Here is a 21,316-nt window from a genome sequence, read left to right on the forward strand (position 1 = left end):
AGGGCTCGCTGCCACCTCCCCATCGCTGCGTGACAGGGAGGAGACGAGATCAGCGCGCCAAGGTCTGCTGCCCGGTCGAGACGGCCTGAACCATGGACGCCTGCTGGGTCGAGGCCGCCGCGCGGGCTGCTGCGGCCTGGGCGGCGAGGGCCTGGGCCTGGACCTGGGCCGCGGTCTGGCGGGCGAGGGTGGCGGCGCGGGTGTTCAACTGGCTGAGCGGCGTCAGTGCGGCGGGCAGGGCCCCGCCATGCTCTCCGTTCAGATAGACGTCGAAGGCGGCGGGATCGGAAACGTCGATGGTCCCGGACAGGCCGATCGGAGCGCGCCAGGCCTCTCCGGCTGCGAGCTGGCGAGCGAACAGGACGCTGCCGTCAGACAGTTTGACGATCAGGGCGCCGGTCTTGCGGGCCTGGAGCACGACCTGGGATGCGGTGGCCGAGGCACCGTAGACAGCGCCGCGCGGGTTGAAGGCGGCCTGGACGGGCGGGGCGTTCGCCACCGCAGCCGCCGCGACGGCGGCGGTGTCGGACGGATCGACGCCGGTCAACTGCGCCTCCAGGCCGGGCGTGATGTAGAGGACAGGCGTAGTCTGGTCGGCCGGAGCCGGTTGGGGCGCGCCGACGCGCAGGCCGCTCTGGCCCGGAACGTCTCCGAGGCTCCAGCTTTCGGGAACCTCGGCGATGTCGGAGGGCTGGGGCGCGCGGATCAGGCTGACGCGCTGGAACACGTTCCAGCCGATGACTGCCACGACCACGATCAGGATGCCGCCGACGATGCGCGGCGAATAGCGACGCACCTCCTCGAAGGCGACGCCGGTCGGCGCCTGCAGCGGCACCGAGACGTCCGGCGTCTCGCGTTTGTAGCGTTCGACCGCCAGTTGTTCGTCGAGGCCCAGGGCGCCGGCATAGGCGCGCACATAGCCGATGGCGAATACGCGCGACGGCAGGCCGGAGATATTGTTTTCCTCGAGCGCGTTCAGATAGCGCTGGTGCACCCGGGTGTCGGCGGAGAGTTCGGCCATGGACTTGCCGGAGAGTTCGCGGGCCTTGCGCAGGCCGTCGCCCAGAGTCGCCGCGTCTGTGATGGAGGGCACAGGGTCCTTCCAGTCCGGATGAGCCCGAAATTCATCGGGGACATTCCCCGTATCCAGCGCCATGACGCGTCGCCCCACACTCGGCCCGACCGGGAATTCCAGCCGCGCCGTACTCGACCAGGACCCGCTTACCACGTTGGTATGACGGATCCCGCCTCCCCCCGGAGGCCCACTCATATCGTCCTGTGGATAACCCATTTCAGCCGCCGGTTCAACGCCTTGTTAAGCTTGAATCCGTCCCCGGACGGGACGGATCACAAACCGACGTTCAACTTCCGGGCCAGGCTTTCGATTTCGCTGCGGATCGATCCGGCCGATGATCCGAGCAGGTTGTTCATGCCGCGTTTCGCCGCCGTCAGATCGGTCGTCAGGATCATCCGTTTGACCGGTCCGATGCCGCCCGCCGGCGCCGACAGCCGGGTGAAGCCGAGGCAGATCAGGGCGAAGGCCTCCAGCGGCCGGCCGGCCAGCTCGCCGCAGACCGAAACGGGCGTTCCGGTCTCGGTGCAGGCCTTCTGGATCGATTGCAGGGCGCGCAGGGCCGGCGGTGACAGGGCGTCGTAGCGATCCGAGACCAGGGGATTGGTCCGGTCGGCGGCGTACATGTACTGGAACAGATCGTTGGAGCCGACCGAGACGAAATCGGTCATCGGCAGCAGGGCGTCCAGGTGCCAGAGCAGGCTTGGGCATTCGATCATCGCCCCGACGCGCAGGGTCGCGGGCAGGGGCCGACCGCGACGCCGGGCCCATTCGCATTCCACATCGACCAGTTCCCGGGCGGCGCGGAATTCGTCCACCGTGGCGATCATCGGGAACATGACGCGCAGCTCCCGCCCGGCCCCCGCGGCCAGAAGCGCGCGCAACTGAAGACGAAGCAGGGAGGGGCGGTCGAGACCCAGGCGGATGGCGCGCCGTCCCAGGGCGGGATTCTCCTCCCGCTCGGTGGTCTCCATATAGGGCAGGACCTTGTCGCCGCCGATGTCGAGGGTGCGGAAGGTGACGGGCCGGTCACCGGCCGCGTCGAGCACCAGTTTGTACAGGGCCGTCTGGGAGTTCAGGCGCGGCAGTTCCTCCGACACCATGAACTGGAACTCGGTGCGGAAAAGGCCGATGCCCTCGGCGCCGGTCTCATCCAGGTTCTCCAGGTCGACAGCAAGGCCAGCGTTGGTCAACAGGGTGATACGGGTTCCATCGACGGTCACGGCCGGGACGTCGCGCAGCTTGGCGAACTCGGCCTGCCGCTGTTCGCGCACGGCCATGCGCGACTGGATCGATTCCAGCATGTCGGGACGGGGTCGCAGATACGCTTCGCCGGTCTCTCCGTCGACGATGACGAGGTCGCCCTCGCTCAGCCGGTCGCGCACGCCCTGCAGACGGCCGACACAGGGAATCTGGAGGGCGCGGGCGACGATGGCGGCGTGGCTGGCCGCCGAGCCTTCCTCGATCAGCAGGCCCTTCAGCTTGTGCCGCGGATACTCCAGCAGGTCGGCCGGACCGAGGTTGCGCGCCACGAGGATGGCGTCGTCGGGCAGGACGCGCTGCCCCGGCTTCTCGCCGCCCAGCACCCGCAGCAGCCGGTTGGCCAGGTCCTCGAAGTCGTGCAGCCGTTCCTTGATATAGGGATCGCGGGCCTGGGCGAAGCGGGCGCGGTGTTCGTTGCGCACCCGGTCGACCGCCGCCTCGGCGGTCAATCCGCCCCGGACCGCCTCCTCCAGAGACCGGTTCCAGCCCCGGTCGTCGGCGAACATGCGGTAGGTTTCCAGCACCTCGAACGACTGGCCTGACAGCTTGCCCTGTCCGCCGTCGAGCAGGGCGTCGATGGAGGTCTTGAGGACCGTGAGCCCCTCGCGCAGGCGGATTTCCTCGACCTGCTGGTTCTCGGCCAGAAGCCGTTCCGGCGGCAGGGGCGCCTCGTGCAGGACCACGCGGCCGAAGGCCAGACCTTCGGCGAATCGTTGGCCCTTGATGCGTTCGGGCCGGTGGGGCGCGACCTCGATGTCACGCAGCTCCTCCTGGGCCAGCAGTTCGCCCGAAGCGACGGTCTCGGCCAGGACCATGGCGATGGTCTGGATGTCCTCGACCTCGTCGGGATCGTAGCGGCGCTCGGCCCGGTTCTGGACGACCAGGACGCCGATGGCCCGACCTCCACGCAGCAGCGGGGCGCCGAGGAAGGCATGATAGGGATCCTCGCCCGTCTCCGGCCGGTAGGAGAAGCTGGGGTGGCTCGGCGCGTCCGACAGGCTGATCGGCTGGGCCAGGCGCGCCACCTCGCCGACCAGACCCTCGCCGGGCTTCAGGCGGGTGGCGTGGACGGCGTCGCGGTTCAGGCCGTGGGTGGCGAACAGCTCAAGCTCGCCCGAGGCCCGGCGCAGATAGATGGAGCAGACCTCGGCCACCATCGACTGGGCGATGGTGGTGACCACGACGTCCAGACGACCCTGGGCGGGACCGCCATCGGCCATCGCCTCGCGGATCTGGCGCAGGAGGACGCGAGGTCCCCTGGTCATCGCTCCGCCCGCTATGGCCATCCGGTCTCCCTGTCCGCCCCCGGGATGGGGACGGGTTCAGCCGATACTATACCGCTTCCAGCCCATAGGCCGAATGCAGGGCGCGAACGGCCAGCTCGGCATAGGCGGCGTCGATCAGGACGCTGATCTTGATTTCCGAGGTCGAGATGGCCTGGAACTTCACGCCCTTGTCCGCCAGGGCCTTGAACATGGTCTGGGCGACACCCGCGTGACTGCGCATGCCGACGCCGACGACCGAGACCTTGGCCACGTCCTCGTCGACGCGGATTTCCTCGAAGCCGATGTCCTTCTGGGCCGCGCGCATCAGTTCGGCGGCGCGCGCGGCGTCTCGCCGGCCGGTGGTGAAGGTCAGGTTGACCGCCCCCTCGGTGCGGGCCTGGGACTGGACGATCATGTCCACGTTGACGCTGGCCTCGGCCAGGCGGGTGAAGACATCGGCGGGGGCGTCGACCCGGTCGGACAGGCCCAGCAGGGTGATACGGGCCTCGTCGCGGCTCATGGTCACGCCGGACACGATGCGTTTTTCCACGATTTCCTCCTCGTCGCAGATCAGGGTGCCGGACTTGGCGGGCAACACGCCGTTTTCGTCGGGTTCGATGAAGCTGGACAGCACGCGCACCGGGACCTGCATGCCCATGGCCAGTTCGACCGATCGGGTCTGGAGCACCTTGGCCCCGAGCGACGCCATTTCCAGCATCTCCTCGTAGGAGACCTTTTCCAGCCGGCGGGCCCGGCTCTCGATGCGCGGGTCGGTCGTATAGACCCCGTCCACGTCCGTATAGATGTCGCAGCCGCAACCCAGAGCGGCGGCCACGGCCACGGCCGAGGTGTCCGATCCGCCCCGGCCCAGGGTGGTGATCCGGCCGGTCGGCGAGACGCCCTGGAAGCCCGGGATGACCGCGATCTCCCCGGCGTCCAGCGCGGCGCCCAGTGTCTCGCCCGGCACGTCGACGATGCGAGCGCGGGCGTGATCCTCGTCGGTGAGGATCGGAATCTGCCAGCCCATCCAGCTGCGCGCGTTCAGGCCCATGTTGCGCAGGGTGATGGCCAGAAGACCTGAGGTCACCTGTTCGCCCGAGGCGACGACGACGTCGTACTCATCGTCCGACAGCGGCAGGCCGGCGGCGGCGCTTCCCGCGCCGTCCGTCCAGGCCACCAGTTCATTGGTCTTGCCCGCCATTGCCGAGACGACGACGGCCACCGAATGGCCGGCCTTGACCTCGGCGGCGATGATCCGGGCGGCGCGACGAATGCGCTCGAGGTCGCCCATCGACGTGCCGCCGAACTTCATCACCAGTCGTGTGTTGGTCGGCCGCGTCATCGTGGCGTTCGTCCCCGTCTTGCCAGAAAGCCGCAAAAGGGGTTCACCCTTGCCGCCATGGCCGCTTCTACCGACCCGTCGACGATGCGCAAACCCCAAACGGGGCAGGGTTTTGCCGATATAGCCGAAGGCGCCAGCATCGATCCCGCCGACGTGGCCCGGTTCTCGGCCCAGGCGGCGGAATGGTGGGACGCGAGCGGCCCGTTCGCCCCCCTGCACCGGTTCAACCCGGCGCGGCTGGCCTTCATCCGCGACCGGGTGGCCGAACGGTTCGGGCGCGACCCCAGGACGCGCGCGCCGTTCGAGGGCCTGAGCCTGATCGACATCGGCTGCGGCGGCGGCCTGATCGCCGAGCCGATGAGGCGAATGGGGTTTGCCGTCACCGCCGTCGACGCCTCATCCGAGAACATCGGCACGGCCCGGGCCCATGCGGCCGAACAGGGTCTCGACATCGCCTATCGCGCCGCGACGGTGGAGCAGGTCGAAGCGGAAGGCGCGGGACCGTTCGACGTCGTTCTGGTGCTGGAAATCATCGAGCATGTGGCCGACCCGGAGGCCTTCATCCGGGCCTGTGCGCGGTTGATCGCGCCCGGCGGGATCCTGGTCGTCGCCACCCTGAACCGGACGCTGAAGTCGCTGGCGCTTGGCAAGATCGCGGCCGAATACATCCTGCGCTGGGTGCCTGCGGGCACGCACGACTGGCGTCAATTCCTCAAGCCGGACGAGATCCGGTCGATGCTGTCGACCGAGCCGGTAGCGGTGACAGGCCCCTTCGGCCTGAACTATTCGCCGCTCAGCGACCGCTGGAGCGAGAGCGCCGGGGCCGACGTCAACTACATGATGCTGGCCACACGGGACTGACCGCAAAGCTTACGGAGATTTCATCCAGCTGTCAGACTTGTAACGGGATTTTGGCCGCGCGCGGTGGCAACGAGGAGCCATCGCAATGGAGCCTCCGCAATGAAACGCCTGCTGATTCTCGCCACCGTCTCCGCCGCCCTGATGGCCTCGGGCTGCATCACCGTGATCGACGCCGACGGCGACGACTCCTGGCACGGCAACAATGCCCAGCCGTTCGACGCCGCCCGCGAGGAGTGCGACGACCGCACCGAAAGCCGCGACGCCTTCGTCGTCTGCATGGCCGAAAAGGGCTGGACCCGCAGCTAGAGCGCTCTCGTCATATAGCGGGCGTCTGAGCCGTAGCTGGCCAGTTTGGCCGCCATCTCCGGCGTCTCGCGCACCTCGAAGCCATGACCGCGCCAGAAGTCGACGGCGTCATTGACGGCGACCAGGGCGATCGTCGTCCGGCCGCTCGCCCTGGCCAGATCGACCACAGCGGCCACCGCCGGCCTCGACCAGCCCTGCCCCCGCATCGCGGGCGTCAGGACGAGGTCGTGCAGATAGAGGATCGAGGCGTCCGCTGGAATCGCCTCGATCAGGGTGTTGAGCGTCGGCGCTGCGTCCCTCGTCCACGGATAGGCGACCAGATAGCCCTCCAGCCCGCCCGGCGTCTGGAGCACGAAACAGCCCGCCGGGTTGAGGGCGAGCCGGTTCTCGAAACAGTCCCGGCCCTCGAAATGGTTGGGAAAACCGATGACGGCGATCCCGGCGACGCGATCGAGATCCGCAGCCGTCATCGACCGCCAGCCGGTGGTCAGCCCGGGCAGCGCGCGTTCAGGTCCGCCTTGCGATATTCCCATGCCATCGCCTGTTGCCGGTCGCCCATAACTCCCTCGATGCGGGCCTTCAGGACATCTCCGTCGCGTTCGTAGATGACGCGCTGGGGAAAGTCGTGGGCGGCGTTCTCGAACACCACGCGCGTCCCGCCAGCCTCCACGACGGGGAAGACTACGGCGCGCGCGCCCTCGACCCCGGCGAAATAGGCGACGCCGGGCGCTCCGGCCGTGGTCGGAGCGATGCGCGACAGTTCGAAACTGGCCCGGCCGTTCTGCAGGGTCACCGCGTGTCCCGCCATCAGCCCGCCGCGCGGATCGGTCCAGGTTTCCGAGACCTCGCGGCCGCCGTCGCACGACAGCCAGTAGCCGCTCATCCACGACAACTGGTCGGCGGTGATGGGCGCGGCCTGGGTCAGGCCGGCGACGAACAGGGCGGTCAGGATCATGGTTTGTCCTCCAAGGCCGCGTCAGACGGCGATGAGGTAAGGCTAGGCTAGGTGCGGCGGGCCAGGCTTGTAGGTTTGCGACGCGATGGCGCGGGCCAGTTCGACCTGTTCGCGCGCCCATTCGGTCGCCGTGCAGCCGAGGAAACGGCGGAAGTCGCGTGCCATCTGCGGCTGGTCGAAATAGCCGGCGCCCAGCCCCGCCTCCAGCCAGCCTCCCGCCTCGGGCGTCGGTTCCAGCGCATGGTCGAACACCCGCCGGAACCGCAGCGCGGAGCGCAGCATCCGGGGCGAGACGCCGACCCGGTCGAGAAAGCGGCGCTGCATCGCGCGCTGGCCGGCGGGGGCGCGCACTGCGGCGGGCGCATCGTCCATCATCGCCTCGACCTCGGCGCGGACGACCGGATCGACGGTCCAGCCCTGTTGGAGTCGCAGCGCCTCCAGCCGGTCGGTCATGGCCTTCGCCTGCGCCTCCGGATCGCCGGCAGGCGGGGCGACGCCCACAAGCCGCGCGACCATGTCCAGCCGCTGGTCTGTGGCGGTGCTCAACGAAGCGTCCAGCCAATCCCTCGCGCCGTCGGGATGGAAACGGACAGCGACGAGCTCCACCGGCCCGACCGGACGGATGGCGATGGGTCGGGTCATCTGGCCGGCGAACAGGGCCCTGGGCTGGAGGCTCCAGACGCCGTTCGGCCCCTGCTCTTCATACGGCGCGCCGATGTCGAGGATCAGTTCGGGACAGCCGTCCGGGGCGATCCGCTGGACGGTGTCCGACGGCTCGGGACTGGCGTAGGTCCAGACCACCTTGACCCAGGGGGCAAGGGACGGCGGCGGCGGAAACTCGGCGTAACGGTCTTCAGTGCTCAAGCGGCGATCCCCCAACCCCTCCTACCGCGCACTCCGGCGAAGGCCGGGGTCTAGATGGAATGACGCGTTTCAGGGGGCCCAGGTCCGTCGTCCAACCTGCCCGTGTCCGTGATCTGGATCCCGGCCCTGGCCGGGATGCACGGAGGGAAGGGACCTCAGTTCGTCTTGGCCGGATCCACCGGGACTGGCGGCAGGGCGGCGCAGGGGACGCCGTCCTCCTTCAGCGCCCTGACCTCGGCGGGCGTGGCTTCGCCGTAGATCTCGCGCTTCTCGGCGGCGCCCTCGTGGATGGCGCGGGCTTCGCGGGCGAACGAATCCCCGACATAGTCAAAATTCTGCTCGACATGGCTGCGCACCTCGCGGGCGGCCTGCATCATCATCGTCTGGACCCGGGCCGCCAGATCGGGATCGGCGCCGCGAGTCTTCGTGCCCGCGAGGGCCGGCGCCATGATCTGTTTCGATACGGCGTGGGAGCCGCAGAAGGGGCATTCGACGAGGCCGCGCGCCGCCTGATCGTCATAGGCGTCGGACGACCCGAACCAGGCTTCGAACGGGTGGGCGTGATCGCAGACGAGGGCGTAACGGATCATGGCGCCGTGAACTCCCGGTCGTGACGCAGGGCGGGCACGGAAGACCGGGCCTTCTCGACGGCCGAGAAGTCCAGCTTCGCGTACAGCACGCCCGGCTCGTCGTGATCCAGCTTGGCGATCACCTCGCCCCAGGGACCGACGACGGTCGAGCGGCCCCAGGTCCTGCGGCCGTCCTCGTGCGTCCCGCCCTGGGCGGGAGCCAGGACGAAGGCGCCGGTCTCGATGGCGCGGGCGCGCAGCAGGGTCTCCCAGTGGGCCTCGCCCGTCGGGACGGTGAAGGCGGCCGGAACCGAGATCATGCCGGCGCCGGCCTTGGCCAGCTGGCGGAACAGGTGTGGGAAGCGGATGTCGTAGCAGACCGTCAGGCCCAGACGGCCCCAGGGCGTGTCGGCTACGACCGCGCCGTCGCCGGGCCGGATCGTCGAGCTCTCGCGGTAAGTCTCGCCATTCGGCAGGTCGACGTCGAACACGTGCAGCTTGTCATAGCGGGCGACGATGCCGCCGTGGGCGTCGATCAGCAGGGAACGGTTGGCGGCCCGGTCGTCTCCGGCCTGCTCCGACTTGACGATGGCTGAGCCCATCAGGATCCAGACGTCCAGCTCCGCCGCCAGATGGCGCAGGCCCAGGACGACGGCGTCCTGCCGTTCGCTGACGATGGAGAGACCGCGGCGGTCCTTGCGCTGTTCCAGCAGGTTCGACCCCTCGGGCGTCAGAATGAATTTCGCCCCGTGCGCCGCCGCCTGCCGGATCAGGGGCTCTACATGGGCCAGCGCCGCAGCCTGCGTCCCCGGGGTGCGGGTCTGGATCAGGGCGATGGGCAGGCCCGAAGACATCAGGCGGCCAGAAGCTCGTCGAGCTGGCCGCGCCGGTCCAGGGCGTGCATGTCGTCGGAGCCGCCGATGTGTTTTCCGTCGATGAAGATCTGCGGGAAGGTGGCCTTGCCGCCCGATTTCTGGATCATCTCGGCCTTCTTCTCCGGGTCGTTGGAGGCCACGATCTCGATGAAGTCGACGCCTTTGCGCGCCAGCAGGCCCATGGCGGCCATGCAGTAGGGGCAACCGGGTTTGGTGTAGAGGACGACGTCGGCCAAGGCGGCAACTCCGAAAAATCAGTGTGATCGACCGTGCACGGTGCAAGGCGTACGGATCGAACTGTTCCCCTATCTAGGCAGTTCCCGCGCCGTTCGCACCCTCGCGATGACGGCCAGGTCCACGGCGCGGGCGCCGGCCTCGAGAAGCGCGCGGGTGCAGGCCTCGGCCGTCGCTCCGGTGGTCAGGACGTCGTCGACCAGCAGGATGCGCCGCCCGCGTACCTGTCGCGCAGCAGCTTCGGACACGGCGAAGGCCGATTTCACATTCAGCTTGCGGCCGCGCAGGCTGCGTCCGCCCTGGGTTTCGGTGGCGCGGGCGCGGATCAGGGCCTCGGGCAGATAGTCGCGGTTCGCCGCCCGGGCGATCGGCCGCGCGATCTCGGCGGCCTGGTTGAAGCGCCGGGCCAGCAGGCGCGAGCGATGCAGCGGCACGGGCACGACGGCGTCGCAGTCCTCGACCAGGGGCGCGGCGGCCCGGCCCAGCCAGCGGGCGAACAGAGATGCGAACTGCTGCTGGTCGCCGTGCTTGAACTTCAGGATCAGGCCGCGCGAGGCGTTGTCGTAGACGCAGGCGGCGCGGGCGCGGGCGCGGGCGCGGGCGCGGGCGAAGGCGTAGGGCCGGGCCAGACAGGCGGCGCAGCGGTCGGAGGCGAAGTCGCCGCCGTCGTATTCGAACGCCGCCCCGCAGCCGTCGCAGACGGGGTCTTCAAGAAAGATCACCCGGCTCCAGGCGCCGGCGGTCAGGCCGGCGGCGGCCGTCGCTTCGCGGCTGTCATGGGCCATGGGCGGCAGGATCAGGTCGGCCAGACCCCGGCCGAAAGACGTCAGGCTTCGACCGATCCGCGACCGGCCGTCTTCCCAACGCTCGCTCCAGCCCCCATCCTGAACAGCCATGACCGAAACCGGCCCTCCCCTGATCTTCGACGCCGCGCGGCGGGCGGCCCGGCTGGTGCGGTCGGAGCGCCGTTTCGCTGACGCCGACTTCCTGCACCACCGCGCCGCCGAGAACGCCGTTCTGAGTCTCGAAGCGACCTTGCGGGAGTTTCCGGTCGCCGTCGACCTGTCTGCGCATCCGGGACCGTTCGCTCAGGCTCTGGCCGGGAGCGATGCCGCTGGCCGGGTCGGACCGCCGCGCGCGGTCGGGGATCGGACGGATCGCGCCGGACCGGGCGCCAGGACCCTGGACATCGAGCCGGGGTCGGCTGATCTGATCGTGTCTTTGATGACCTTGCACTGGGCCAACGACCTGCCCGGCGCGCTGAGCCAGATCCGGCGGACGCTGAAGCCGGACGGGCTGTTTCTGGGGACGCTGCTGGGCGCGGGGACGCTAAAGGAACTGCGCGGCGTGCTGACCGAGGCGGAGCTGGCCGAACGCGGCGGGGCCCAGGCGCGGGTCTCTCCCTTTGCCGACGGCTTCGACGGGGCGGGCCTGCTGCAGCGGGCCGGGTTCGCCCTGCCGGTGGCGGACGTGGATCGGTTGACGGTTCGCTATCCGGACCTGTTCGCCCTGATCCGCGACCTGCGCGCCATGGGCGAGACCAATGTGCTGGCGGGCGCGGTCCGGCCCCTGACCCGGCCGATCATCGCGCGGGCGGCCGCCCTCTATTCAGAGCGATATGGCGAGGCCGATGGTCGCATTCCGGTCACGTTCGAGATCGTGAACCTGGCGGGCTGGGCGCCGCATGAGAGCCAGCCGAAACCGCTGCCGCGCGGATCGGCCAGGGTCCGGCTCGCCGACGCGCTGGGCGTCGTCGAGCACGGACGGCACGATCCCTAGCGGGGCGCGGCCTCAACCAGGACTTCGGTGCGGCGGCGCAGGGGTTCGGCCACGCCTGAGGGCGTGGTGGCGCCCTGATCACCTGCAGCGGTGAGTTCAAAAGCGGGCGTCGGCCATCCGGCGGCGGTCAGGGCCTCGGCCACTGCGAGGGCGCGTTGCTCGGACAGGGCCTGATTGGCGTCGGCGCTGCCCGTAGACGACGCCAGGCCCAGCACCTGGACGGTCTTGATCTCGCAGCCCTGAAGTTGGGTCGCGGTCAGGCCGATCGCCGTCCGCGCGGCCGGCGTCAGGCTCGCCTGGTCCTCGGCGAAATAGATGTCGAACCGCTTGGCGGCGCAGGCCGAGGGCTCGGTTACCAGCTCGTCACGACTGGGCGTCCGCAGGCTTGAACACCCCGCCAGCGCCATAGCCGCCAAACTGGCCGCCAGAATCGTCGATTTCATCGTCATGTCGCCGCCTCCCTGAATTCTCTCACGGAAAGGGCGGCCCGCCGTCGACGAGCCGCCCTGAAAAACCTTGCGGTTCAGTATCCTAGTAGCGACGCTGACCGTTTTCCCAATAGCACTCGTCCTGGCGGTTATCGTAGCAATAGTAGTAACTGCCGCGGTTATCGCGGTAGCGCTGCTGGGCGTTGCGGTCGGCTTGCGAGCCGCGGACAGCGCCGACGGCGCCGCCGGCGAGGCCGCCGATGAGAGCGCCGGTCGCGGCGTTACCCGAACCAACGTTGTTGCCGATGATGGCGCCGGCGACTGCGCCGAGGCCGGCGCCGATGGCGCCCTGGCGGACGGTCTGGTTGCTGCTGCTGTTGCCGTACGGGTCGCTGGCGCAGGCCGTGGCCAGCAGACCTGCGGCCCCGATCGCGAGAATTGCCTTGTTCATAGGATGGTCCTTCATTCCTGATGTTTCGCCCCGGGAGCGAGAACGCTGGATTATGGCAGAGGTTCCGCGCCTATGCTCCCGGTTAACGATGACATATGACTGCAGTGCGGGCGCGCGAGGGGCGTGGTCCGCATCACGGCAGTCCGAGGGGGTTTTTATGATGCGTTTTCCTGAACCGGTCCGTATGGCGGACGACGACCACGCCAGCCCTGTGTGGGCCCGCTCGAAACGGCGAGGCGGTGGCGGAGGCGGGTTCGTGGGCCTGATCGTCACCCTGCTGGCGCTGTTCGGCGTTCTGACTGCGGTGCTGGGCGTCAAGGAGCAGTCGCTGGCCGAGGGCGGGGCCATGATGGACGGCTGGATCACCGCCGGCGTCGATCAGGGCAGAAAACTGATCGGCCAGGCCCCCGAGGCCGCCGAGGTCGCCGTCGACAAGGCGGGCGCGGCCGCAGAGAAGACCGGCGACGCTCTGGAAGCCGGCGCGGCGACCACGGCCGAGAAACTCCAGAAGCAATAGTGAAGCTTCGCCGGAACGACCGGCGAAACGACGCGTTCGGGGCGAATGACCGAAACGACACTGCCTGACGTCGAAATCTCTACGCCCGACGACGCGGCCCAGGACTCCGGTTCCGGGCCGCGCAGTCTGACTGCTCATGTGGCGATCACCCGGGTGGTGGTGCTGGTCAATCCGCTGTCCGGTTCGGTGGGCCCGCGCGCGGCGGCCGAGGTCGAGGCGATCCTGGCCGACTATCCGTGCGAGGCGGAGGTCGTCGAGCTGGTCGGCGAGACCATGGACGCCCAGATCAACACGGCCATTGCGTCCTCGCCGGACGTGCTGTTCGTCCTGGCCGGCGACGGTACGGCGCGAGCGGTCGCGTCAAGGGCCGGGCCGAAGGGCCCGCTGGTCGCCCCGCTGCCGGGCGGGACGATGAACATGCTGCCCAAGGCGCTTTACGGCACGACCGACTGGAAGGTCGCCCTGCGCCGCGCGCTCGAGCATGGCGAACCGCAGTGCGTATCGGGCGGCTCGGTCGAGGGCCAGGCCTTCTATTGCGCCGGCATCTTCGGCTCGCCCGCCCTGTGGGCTCCGGCCCGGGAGGCGATGCGCACCGGAAAGCTGAGCCTGGCCTGGACCTATGGCCGACGCGCCCTGCGCCGCGCCTTCTCGGGCAAGATCCGGGTTGAACTGGATGGCGGCAGGGCGCGGCGCAGCGAGGCCCTGGTTCTGATCAGCCCGATGATCTCCCAGGCCATGGACGCGCCCGTGGGACTGGAGGCGGCGGCCATGAATCCGGCCGATGCGGCCCAGGCCTTCCGCCTGGCCGCCACCGCCCTGTTCAGCGACTGGCGTCAGGATCCCTCGGTCATGACCCAGCCCGCCAGGCGCATCCACATCCGGGCCAGGTCGCGGATCCCGGCGGTGCTCGATGGCGAGCCGACCCTCCTGCCGCACGATACGACGGTGACCTTCATCCCCAAGGCCTTCCAGGCCCTGGTCCCCGAGCCGCTTCCGCCCGAGTCCTCCGGGTCCGGGACGGCCGGGGACGCCGCATGAGCATGGGGCGGGTTCTCCAGTTTTCGGACGTCCATTTCGGGGTCGAGCACAAGCACGCCTGCGCCGCCGCGCTCGACTATGCCCATGCCGCGCCCAGCGATCTGATCCTGATCACCGGTGACATCACCCAGAAGGGCTATCCGGACGAGTTCGCGGCCGCCGGCGCCTGGATCAAGGCCATGCCGACGCCGCGCTTCGTCATCGTGGGCAATCACGACGTGCCCTACTGGGACGTCGCGGCGCGGCTGTTCTGGCCGTGGAAGGCGTTCGAGACGGCGACCGGCCATCCAGCGCATGATGGAGAGTTCGTTTCCGACGCCGTCATGGTGCGGGGCGTGACGACGGCGCGCGGCTGGCAGGCGCGGGCCAACTGGTCCAAGGGCGTCATCGATCTGGACCAGACCCGACGCGCGGCCGAGGCCCTGCGTGCGGCGCCGGTCGGGGCGCTGAGGATCCTGGCCTGCCACCATCCGCTGATCGAGATGATCGGCGCGCCGATGACCGGCGAGGTCAGGCGCGGCGAGGCGGCGGCGACAATCTTCGCCGAGGCGGGGGTCGACCTGATCACCACGGGCCATGTGCATGTGCCGTTCGCCCTGCCCATCGACCTGTCGGACCGCTGTTCCTACGCCATCGGCTGCGGGACCCTGTCGCACCGGGAGCGCGGCACCCCGCCCGGCTTCAACGAAATCCTCTGGGACAAACACCAGATCACCGTCAACGCCATCGCCTGGACCGGCGACCGGTTCGAATGCAGCAAGTCCTGGAAGCTGCCGCGCCGCCAGGACACCCGCCACGCCGAGACCGCGCCCGATCCGGCCGTACCGGGGGTGAAGGAGGCGGCGGCGGTTTGAAAGGGCGCGGATCGGGATGTCGCCCTATCCGGCCGCGAGCGCTGCCCAAAGAAAGAGCCGCGACCAGAAGGCCGCGGCTCTTGCTCTGTCGTGCTGGCCTCAGCCGGCTATGTGCGCGTCCCGCGTCCCCGAAGTCCGCCCGCGACCAGCGAGATGACGAACAGGATAATGGCGATGACGGCGACGAACTTGGCGATTTCGAACGAGAAGTTGGCAATCCCGCCGAAGCCGAGAACGGCAGCGACGAGGGCGACAACGAGAAAAATAATGGCCCAGCGAATCATGGACGGCCCTCCTTGAAAGGGGTTGATGACAGGCGCCGCCCAACCTCGACGCCGCCTGTCTGATCAACGTGCCCAAGGCGTAGCCGTTCCGTCTATCGCCGGTACCGCGTGTGCGATTTCTCGGTGAAGGCCGCAGCGACCATGGTCGCCAGGGCCGGGTTGCGCAGGAAGATCCAGCCCCCGGCAAGCGCCGCGACCGTGCCGAGGATCGGACGCGTGCGGAACAGGGCATAGGCCCGGCCGCCGAGACCCTCGGGCTCTTCTTCCTCGTCCTCGTCATCCATCACGCCGGCGGGGTTGAGGAAGACGACGGCCACGATAATCGCGATCAGGGCGAAGACCCCGGCCGTGATGGCGGCGGCGCCCAGGGCGGGCAGGACCAGGGCGAGCGCGTAATACAGGGTCGCGCCCAGGGCGACGATCGCCACGAAGGCGCTAGCGGCGACCACGAAGGCCGCCGTCAGTTTCTTGATCAGCCCCTTGCCGATCATCAGCGGCGACGACCCGCCAGCAGCAGGCCGAGCACGACGCCGACACCCAGGGCAATGGCGGTCGACTGGACCGGACGCTCCTGGACCCGCTCGGTGATGTAGCGCTGGGCTTCATCGAAACGCTCGGAGGCGTCGTCGTAATATTCGCGGCCGCGCACGCGGGCCTGGTCGTAATAGCCGCGGGCCTGGTCGCGCATTTCGTCGGCGCGCTCACGGATGCGGGCGTCGGCCTCGGCGGCCTTTTCGCGCAGGCGCGCCTCGGTCTCGGCCGCCCTGGCCTTCAGCCGCGCGGTTTCTTCGCGGGCGCCGACCTTCAGGTCCTCCTTGAGGGTGTTCAGGTCGTTCTTGATGTCTTCTCTAGCCTTCGTGGTCGCCATGGTGCCGCGCTCCGTTTTGTCAGCTTGGCCCTAGATACAGGCCTAGTCCGGTGAACGCCAGATTGCGGCGCCGGTTCCTTTGCGGTGCAGCAAGAAGGGTGGCGGGTGGTGGGTGATTGCTGACGGGTTGAGGCAGGGTTTCAGCCGCCGGCACGCGCCACCAGCCACTTCTCAAAACCCGCGAGCGCTCTACAACGGCAACCATGATCTCTTTCCTGTTCCCCCCCGCCCCGGCCGTTTCCCTGCCCGTCGTCGGCGATGCGCGCCGTTTTCCGGTGCGGCGCATCCTGTGCGTGGGCCAGAACTATGCGGCCCATGCGCGCGAGATGGGCAATGATCCGACGCGCCAGGCGCCCTTCTTCTTTTCCAAACCCGCCGACGCCATCGTCACGGACGGCGGCGACCCGGCCTATCCATCGGCGACGGCGAACCTGCACTACGAGGTCGAGCTGGTGGCGGCGATCGGTGAGGGTGGGGCCATCGTCGGATGGGCCGTCGGCGTCGATCTGACGCGGCGGGACCTGCAGGCCCAGGCAAAGGAGAAGGGCCGTCCGTGGGATGCGGCCAAGGGATTCGACCAGTCTGCGCCCTGCGGCGCCCTGACGCTCGGCGCCCTCCCGGAGCCGGAGGGGGCCATCGCGATCACCGTCAACGGCGAGACGAAACAGTCGTCGACCCTGGCCGAGATGATCTGGAACCCCGCCGAGATCGTCGGGAAGGCGGGCGAACTGTGGGCGCTCCAGCCCGGCGACCTGATCTTCACGGGCACGCCCGAGGGCGTCGGGCCCCTGGTCGCGGGCGATGCGGTCGAGGCGACGGTCGCCGGTCTCGAAACCTTGAGGTTCACGGTTCGATGATCCTGCACGGCTATTTCCGTTCCAGCGCGGCCTACCGGACCCGCATCGCCCTGAACCTTAAGGGCGTCGACTACGAACAGCAGGACATCGACCTGCGCACCGGGGCGCAGCGGTCGGAGGCCTTCCTCAGGCTGAACCCGCAGGGGCTGGTGCCCGCGCTGGAAGTGGACGGCGTGGTCCTGACCCAGAGCGCGGCCATCCTGGAGTGGCTGGACGAGACCTATGCCGAGCCGCCGCTGATGCCCGGGAGCGCCATCGGCCGGGCCCAGGTGCGGGGGCTGATCGGACTGATCGCTTCGGACATCCATCCGCTGAACAATCTGCGCGTCCTGACCGAGCTGCGGACGACCTTCGGGGCCGATCAAACGCAGATCGACGCCTGGGCCGGACGCTGGATGGTCCCGGGATTTGAGGCCCTGACCGCCCTGACGGCGAAGCAGGGCAGGGGCTGGCTGCACGGCGACGCCCCGACCCTGGCGGACTGCTATCTGATCCCGCAACTCTATTCGGCGCGGCGGTTCAACGTGGACCTGGCGCCGTTCGCCGCGCTGACGGCGATCGAGGCGCGGGCCCTGGCCCACCCCGCCTTCGCCGCCGCCCATCCGGACCGGCAGCCCGGCGCCGACTGACCGATTCACGTTCCGCCGGTAAGGAACAGGTAGGGTCTCCCTCAGCATCGCTTAAGCATTGCCGGTGCAGAATGGTCGGGTGAAATCAGGCGTTTCCCCTTCCCCGGCCGCGAAGCTGGCCCTGGCGGTCGTGACCGAGCCCGAGCGCGCGCTCCCGATTCCCGTCGGCGCACGCGAAGAGGCCATGCGGACCCTGTTGCAGACGGCCGCAGACGCTGGCGTCGCCCTGATCGCCACCCGCCCTCAGGGCGACAGCGAGCGGCTGCTGGGACAGGCCTGGCCCTTCCCCTCGCCCTTCTCCGTTTCCGTGCGCACTGTGGCCCTGTCCGAAGGCCTGGACCGGGTCGAGGCCCGCGCCCGTCGTTCGCTGGAGCGGATGGGCCTGCCACGCGGCGACGTCCTGCTGGCGTCCGGGGCGGGCGATCTGGCCGGGGCCGAGGGTCGCGCCCTGTGGGACCGGATGCAGGCGCTGAAGGACCGCGGCCTGTACAAGCGCATCGGTTTCATGGCGACGATGGAGGACGGGCCGACGCTTCTGGCACGCCGCTTCCAGCCCGACGTCGTACAGATGCCCTGCAATATTCTCGACCAGCGGCCGGTGACCGAGGGCGTACTCAGCGACCTCGCCGGGATGGGCGTCGACGTCCATGTCTCGTCGGTGTTCGCACGCGGCCTGTTGTTCACCAATCAGGAAAACCTGCCGCCGCATCTGGCCGGTCACGGGATCGCCCTGTCGCGCACCCGGCGTCGGCTGGCCGAGGCGCGGATCGATCCGATGCAGGCGGCGCTCGCCTTCTGCCTCGGCCTGCCGCCAGCCGCGGCAGTGATCGCCAGCGTCGCCTCCGCCGCCGAACTGCGCGCCGTCCTGGCCGCCGCCCACGCGCCGCGTCCCGACCTGGACTGGGACGCCCTGGCCTTCCAGGAACCCGCCGTCCTCAGCGCCGGATACCGCCAGCAGGTCGCGGCCTAACAAATCTGTCTCCTCCCCGTTCGCCGCTTGGCGAAGGGGGAGGTGGCGGCTCGCCTCTTAGCGAGCCGACGGAGGGGTTCTTCGTGCGGCAAGAGCCCCTCCCGTCGCCGGGTCGCATGCGACCCTTCCTCCACTCCGCTGCGCTGCGAGCCACCTCCCCACCGCTGCGCGCCAGGGAGGAGACATCTCCGCTTGAGCCGACGCCGACGATCCGTCACCCTGACCGGACGTCATGAACGCCCCCCTCTCCCATCCGCCGAAGACCGACGCGACCGCCCCTGACCCCGGCGTCGTCACGCCCTTCATGGCCCAGTATCTGGCGGCCAAGGCGTCGCAGCCGGATGCGGTGCTGTTCTTCCGCATGGGCGATTTCTACGAGCTGTTCTTCAGGGACGCGGAGCTGGTGGCCGCCGCCATCGGCCTGACGCTGACCAAACGCGGCAAGCACCTGGGCGAGGACATCGCCATGTGCGGCATGCCCCACCATGCCGCCGAGGGCTATATCGCCCGGCTGATCCGCCAGGGCTTCCGCGTCGCCATCTGCGAACAGATGGAGGACCCCGCCGAGGCGAGGAAGCGCGGCTCCAAGTCCATCGTCCGGCGCGACATCGTGCGGGTGGTGACGCCGGGGACCCTGACCGAGGATTCGCTGCTCGACGCGCGCGGCGCCAACCGGCTGGCGGCCGTGGCCATCCGCAAGGGCCGCGCGGCCGTGGCGGTGGTCGAGCTGTCGGCGGGCGCCGTGGACTGCGTGGCCTGCGACATCGGCGATCTGGGCGCGACGCTGGCGGCGTTCAGGCCGAGCGAGGTGCTGGTCACCGACAAACTCTATTCCGATCCCGATCTGAAAGGCGCGCTCGACGGCTCGGGCGGCGTGGTCCAGGCGCTCGCGTCCGCCGTGGCCGAACCGGCGGCGGCGGGCGGTCGGGTGGCGCGCCTGTATGGCGTGGCCTCGCTGGACGGGTTCGGGGCGTTCGAGGAGGCGGAGGTCTCCGCGCTCGGGCTGATCGCCGCCTATCTGGAGACCACCCAGGCGGGCAAGGTCCCGGCCCTGGCTCCGCCGCGCCGGTCGGGCGATGCGGGCTTCCTCGCCATCGATCCGGCGACGCGGCAGAGCCTCGAGATCGATCGAACGCAGCGGGGCGAGCGCGAGGGATCGCTGCTGGCCTGTATCGACCGGACGGTGACCTCGGGCGGGGCGCGGGCCCTGGCCGAGCGGATCGCCCGGCCGCTGCGCAATCCGGTTGAGATCAATCATGGACTCGATGCGGTCGAATGGCTGATGGAGCGGCGGTCGCTGCGGCGGGACCTCCGCGACGGGCTGAAGGCGTCGGCCGATGTGGCGCGGGCCGTGTCGCGTCTGGCGCTCGGACGTGGCGGACCGCGGGACCTGGCCGCCATCCGGGCGGGCCTGACCATCGCCGAGGCTCTCGCCGGCCTGTTCACGGTCTCGCCTGATCCCCTCACAGGTCCGCCGGCGCGGATCGTCGCCTGTCTCGACCGGCTGACCCTGTCGCCCGATCTGGCGCGGCTCATGCTCGATCTCGCCGAGGGGCTCGCCGAGGAGCCGCCGCATCTGGCGCGCGACGGCGGCTTCGTGAAGCCGGGCTTCAGGCCGGAGCTCGATACGGCCCGGACCCTGCGCGACGACAGCCGCCGGGTCGTCGCCGATCTGGAAGCCCGCGCCGTGGCCGACAGCGGGGTGCCGTTCAAGATCAAGCACAATGCGGTGCTCGGCTATTTCCTCGAGACGACCGCCAAACACGCCGAGCCCCTGTTCCGGGCCGGACCGGAAAGCCCCTTCATCCACCGTCAGACCCTGGCGGCCCAGGTGCGGTTCACCACGGTCGAGCTGTCGGAGCTGGACGCCAAGATCAGCCAGGCCGGGCACCGGGCGCTGGCCATGGAGGGCGAGACCTTCGAGGTCTGGCGTAAGACGGTCCAGGCGCTGGCCATGCCGTTGCAGGCGGTGGCCGACGCCCTGGCCGAACTCGACGCCACCGCCGCCCTCGCCGAATGGGCCGAGGAGGTGGGGGCGGTCCGACCCGTGGTGGACGGTTCCAGGGTCTTCGCCGTCGAGGGCGGCCGGCATCCGGTGGTCGAGGCGGCGGTGAAGCGGGCGGGCGATCCGTTCACGCCCAACGACTGCAGGCTGGACGGCGACGGGGCGGGATGCGCGCGGCTGTCGATCGTGACCGGGCCGAACATGGCCGGCAAGTCGACCTTCCTGCGCCAGAACGCCCTGCTCGTGGTGCTGGCGCAAGGGGCCTGTTTCGTGCCGGCGAAATCGATGCGGCTGGGCGTGGTCGACCGGCTGTTCAGCCGCGTCGGGGCCGGCGACGATCTGGCCCGGGGCCGTTCCACCTTCATGATGGAGATGGTCGAGACGGCCGCCATCCTAACCCAGGCCACACCACAGAGTTTCATCGTTCTGGACGAGATCGGGCGGGGCACTGCCACCTATGACGGCCTCGCCATCGCCTGGGCCTGCGCCGAGGCCCTGCACGACGTGAACCGGTCGCGGACCCTGTTCGCCACCCACTATCACGAGCTGGCGCGGCTGGAGGAGCGGCTGGACCACGTCTGCAACCTGTCCATGAAGGCGAAGGAGTGGAACGGCGAACTGGTCTTTCTGCACGAGGCGGCGCCGGGGGCGGCGGACCGGTCCTACGGCGTCCAGGTGGCAAAGCTGGCAGGGGTGCCTCCGGCCGTGGTCGCCCGCGCGCGGGCCGTGCTGGACCGGCTTGAGACCGAAAAGGCCGCGCATGGGAGGCTCGACGACCTGCCGCTGTTCGCGGTGATGGAGCCGCCTGCGCCGGCGTTGAAATCGGCCATCGATGAGGCGGTGGCGGCGCTGGATCCCGATGCGCTCAGCCCGCGCGAGGCGCTGGAGGCGCTGTACCGGTTGAAGGGGCTGGCGCGGTGATGTTTGCTTCAATCCTCCCCCCCTGGGGGAGGGGGACCGCGGAGCGGTGGAGGGGGCAGGCCGCGCATGCCGGACTCTGGTTCGAGCCCCCTCCGTCACGGCGCGAAGA

General features: G+C 69.6%; 25 protein-coding genes. 10 read left to right on the top strand and 15 right to left on the bottom strand.

Going from position 1 to position 21,316, the window contains the following annotated elements; genetic code table 11:
• Positions 1 to 49: 49 nt before the first annotated feature.
• The 3 genes from ACP7AZ_RS10650 to ACP7AZ_RS10660 form a co-directional block, all read right to left on the bottom strand.
• The gene (locus ACP7AZ_RS10650) at positions 50 to 1,093 is read right to left on the bottom strand and encodes a helix-turn-helix domain-containing protein (protein WP_426038631.1); all 1,044 of its coding nucleotides are present in this window, start codon (positions 1,091 to 1,093) and stop codon (positions 50 to 52) included.
• A gap of 254 nt (positions 1,094 to 1,347) precedes the next feature.
• On the bottom strand, positions 1,348 to 3,600 hold the full coding sequence (ptsP, locus tag ACP7AZ_RS10655; RefSeq protein ID WP_426038632.1) for a phosphoenolpyruvate--protein phosphotransferase: 2,253 nt from the start codon (positions 3,598 to 3,600) through the stop codon (positions 1,348 to 1,350).
• A 67-nt stretch (positions 3,601 to 3,667) separates the two neighbouring features.
• Entirely contained in the window at positions 3,668 to 4,942 is a 1,275-nt protein-coding gene (locus tag ACP7AZ_RS10660) for an aspartate kinase (protein WP_426038633.1), read from the bottom strand.
• Between the two features lie 84 nt (positions 4,943 to 5,026).
• Between ACP7AZ_RS10660 and ubiG the strand changes: the two genes are divergently transcribed.
• Together ubiG and ACP7AZ_RS10670 are read left to right on the top strand one after the other, a co-directional pair.
• The gene (gene ubiG / locus ACP7AZ_RS10665; protein WP_426038724.1) at positions 5,027 to 5,803 is read left to right on the top strand and encodes a bifunctional 2-polyprenyl-6-hydroxyphenol methylase/3-demethylubiquinol 3-O-methyltransferase UbiG; all 777 of its coding nucleotides are present in this window, start codon (positions 5,027 to 5,029) and stop codon (positions 5,801 to 5,803) included.
• 99 nt (positions 5,804 to 5,902) lie between these two features.
• The gene (locus ACP7AZ_RS10670; RefSeq protein ID WP_426038634.1) at positions 5,903 to 6,109 is read left to right on the top strand and encodes a hypothetical protein; all 207 of its coding nucleotides are present in this window, start codon (positions 5,903 to 5,905) and stop codon (positions 6,107 to 6,109) included.
• Here the strand turns inward: ACP7AZ_RS10670 and ACP7AZ_RS10675 are convergent.
• From ACP7AZ_RS10675 to ACP7AZ_RS10705, 7 genes are all read right to left on the bottom strand, one after another.
• The gene (locus ACP7AZ_RS10675; RefSeq protein ID WP_426038635.1) at positions 6,106 to 6,642 is read right to left on the bottom strand and encodes a GNAT family N-acetyltransferase; all 537 of its coding nucleotides are present in this window, start codon (positions 6,640 to 6,642) and stop codon (positions 6,106 to 6,108) included. The two genes, ACP7AZ_RS10670 and ACP7AZ_RS10675, sit on opposite strands and share 4 nt — an antisense overlap.
• On the bottom strand, positions 6,597 to 7,064 hold the full coding sequence (locus tag ACP7AZ_RS10680; protein WP_426038636.1) for a DUF6265 family protein: 468 nt from the start codon (positions 7,062 to 7,064) through the stop codon (positions 6,597 to 6,599). Before ACP7AZ_RS10680 ends, ACP7AZ_RS10675 begins: the two co-directional genes overlap by 46 nt.
• A 42-nt stretch (positions 7,065 to 7,106) precedes the next feature.
• Positions 7,107 to 7,928, bottom strand: coding sequence for an AraC family transcriptional regulator (locus ACP7AZ_RS10685; RefSeq protein ID WP_426038637.1), 822 nt, complete (start codon positions 7,926 to 7,928; stop codon positions 7,107 to 7,109).
• 155 nt (positions 7,929 to 8,083) lie between these two features.
• The gene (locus ACP7AZ_RS10690) at positions 8,084 to 8,518 is read right to left on the bottom strand and encodes a DUF1178 family protein (protein WP_426038638.1); all 435 of its coding nucleotides are present in this window, start codon (positions 8,516 to 8,518) and stop codon (positions 8,084 to 8,086) included.
• Positions 8,515 to 9,351 carry a carbon-nitrogen hydrolase family protein gene (locus ACP7AZ_RS10695; RefSeq protein WP_426038639.1) on the bottom strand — a complete coding sequence of 279 codons (837 nt, stop codon included), beginning with the start codon at positions 9,349 to 9,351 and terminating at the stop codon, positions 8,515 to 8,517. Before ACP7AZ_RS10695 ends, ACP7AZ_RS10690 begins: the two co-directional genes overlap by 4 nt.
• Positions 9,351 to 9,608, bottom strand: coding sequence for a glutaredoxin 3 (gene grxC, locus ACP7AZ_RS10700; protein WP_426038640.1), 258 nt, complete (start codon positions 9,606 to 9,608; stop codon positions 9,351 to 9,353). The genes ACP7AZ_RS10695 and grxC overlap by 1 nt, the downstream gene beginning before the upstream one ends.
• A gap of 69 nt (positions 9,609 to 9,677) precedes the next feature.
• Positions 9,678 to 10,502, bottom strand: coding sequence for a ComF family protein (locus tag ACP7AZ_RS10705; RefSeq protein ID WP_426038641.1), 825 nt, complete (start codon positions 10,500 to 10,502; stop codon positions 9,678 to 9,680).
• Between ACP7AZ_RS10705 and ACP7AZ_RS10710 the strand changes: the two genes are divergently transcribed.
• Positions 10,501 to 11,385: a methyltransferase domain-containing protein gene (locus tag ACP7AZ_RS10710; RefSeq protein ID WP_426038642.1), complete on the top strand. Its 885-nt coding sequence runs from the start codon at positions 10,501 to 10,503 to the stop codon at positions 11,383 to 11,385. The two genes, ACP7AZ_RS10705 and ACP7AZ_RS10710, sit on opposite strands and share 2 nt — an antisense overlap.
• Here the strand turns inward: ACP7AZ_RS10710 and ACP7AZ_RS10715 are convergent.
• Together ACP7AZ_RS10715 and ACP7AZ_RS10720 are read right to left on the bottom strand one after the other, a co-directional pair.
• Entirely contained in the window at positions 11,382 to 11,834 is a 453-nt protein-coding gene (locus tag ACP7AZ_RS10715; protein ID WP_426038643.1) for an OmpA family protein, read from the bottom strand. The genes ACP7AZ_RS10710 and ACP7AZ_RS10715 overlap by 4 nt on opposite strands.
• An 82-nt stretch (positions 11,835 to 11,916) precedes the next feature.
• On the bottom strand, positions 11,917 to 12,264 hold the full coding sequence (locus ACP7AZ_RS10720) for a YMGG-like glycine zipper-containing protein (protein ID WP_426038644.1): 348 nt from the start codon (positions 12,262 to 12,264) through the stop codon (positions 11,917 to 11,919).
• A gap of 160 nt (positions 12,265 to 12,424) precedes the next feature.
• Here ACP7AZ_RS10720 and ACP7AZ_RS10725 point away from each other — a divergent pair, with 160 nt between their 5' ends.
• The 3 genes from ACP7AZ_RS10725 to ACP7AZ_RS10735 are packed head-to-tail and all read left to right on the top strand — an operon-like array spanning position 12,425 to position 14,673.
• Positions 12,425 to 12,781 carry a hypothetical protein gene (locus ACP7AZ_RS10725; protein WP_426038645.1) on the top strand — a complete coding sequence of 119 codons (357 nt, stop codon included), beginning with the start codon at positions 12,425 to 12,427 and terminating at the stop codon, positions 12,779 to 12,781.
• A gap of 45 nt (positions 12,782 to 12,826) precedes the next feature.
• Positions 12,827 to 13,819: a diacylglycerol/lipid kinase family protein gene (locus tag ACP7AZ_RS10730; protein ID WP_426038646.1), complete on the top strand. Its 993-nt coding sequence runs from the start codon at positions 12,827 to 12,829 to the stop codon at positions 13,817 to 13,819.
• Positions 13,816 to 14,673, top strand: coding sequence for a metallophosphoesterase family protein (locus ACP7AZ_RS10735; RefSeq protein WP_426038647.1), 858 nt, complete (start codon positions 13,816 to 13,818; stop codon positions 14,671 to 14,673). The genes ACP7AZ_RS10730 and ACP7AZ_RS10735 overlap by 4 nt, the downstream gene beginning before the upstream one ends.
• A gap of 107 nt (positions 14,674 to 14,780) precedes the next feature.
• On the opposite strand, the gene ACP7AZ_RS10740 is transcribed toward ACP7AZ_RS10735, so the two are convergent.
• From ACP7AZ_RS10740 to ACP7AZ_RS10750, 3 genes are all read right to left on the bottom strand, one after another.
• The gene (locus ACP7AZ_RS10740) at positions 14,781 to 14,957 is read right to left on the bottom strand and encodes a DUF1328 domain-containing protein (protein ID WP_426038648.1); all 177 of its coding nucleotides are present in this window, start codon (positions 14,955 to 14,957) and stop codon (positions 14,781 to 14,783) included.
• A gap of 92 nt (positions 14,958 to 15,049) precedes the next feature.
• Positions 15,050 to 15,448, bottom strand: coding sequence for a hypothetical protein (locus ACP7AZ_RS10745; protein WP_426038649.1), 399 nt, complete (start codon positions 15,446 to 15,448; stop codon positions 15,050 to 15,052).
• On the bottom strand, positions 15,448 to 15,825 hold the full coding sequence (locus ACP7AZ_RS10750) for a glycine zipper domain-containing protein (RefSeq protein ID WP_426038650.1): 378 nt from the start codon (positions 15,823 to 15,825) through the stop codon (positions 15,448 to 15,450). Before ACP7AZ_RS10750 ends, ACP7AZ_RS10745 begins: the two co-directional genes overlap by 1 nt.
• Positions 15,826 to 16,028: 203 nt before the next feature.
• Between ACP7AZ_RS10750 and ACP7AZ_RS10755 the strand changes: the two genes are divergently transcribed.
• From ACP7AZ_RS10755 to mutS, 4 genes are all read left to right on the top strand, one after another.
• A complete protein-coding gene (locus ACP7AZ_RS10755; RefSeq protein WP_426038651.1) occupies positions 16,029 to 16,682 on the top strand; it encodes a fumarylacetoacetate hydrolase family protein in 654 nt (217 codons plus the stop codon).
• Positions 16,679 to 17,311, top strand: a complete 633-nt coding sequence (maiA, locus tag ACP7AZ_RS10760) for a maleylacetoacetate isomerase (protein WP_426038652.1) — start codon at positions 16,679 to 16,681, stop codon at positions 17,309 to 17,311. Before ACP7AZ_RS10755 ends, maiA begins: the two co-directional genes overlap by 4 nt.
• Before the next feature lie 79 nt (positions 17,312 to 17,390).
• Positions 17,391 to 18,281: an aldo/keto reductase gene (locus ACP7AZ_RS10765; protein WP_426038653.1), complete on the top strand. Its 891-nt coding sequence runs from the start codon at positions 17,391 to 17,393 to the stop codon at positions 18,279 to 18,281.
• A 232-nt stretch (positions 18,282 to 18,513) separates the two neighbouring features.
• Positions 18,514 to 21,207, top strand: coding sequence for a DNA mismatch repair protein MutS (gene mutS, locus ACP7AZ_RS10770; RefSeq protein ID WP_426038654.1), 2,694 nt, complete (start codon positions 18,514 to 18,516; stop codon positions 21,205 to 21,207).
• The last annotated feature ends 109 nt before the right edge of the window (positions 21,208 to 21,316 follow it).

This window comes from Brevundimonas sp. DC300-4, assembly GCF_049897365.1.
Classification (GTDB): domain Bacteria; phylum Pseudomonadota; class Alphaproteobacteria; order Caulobacterales; family Caulobacteraceae; genus Brevundimonas.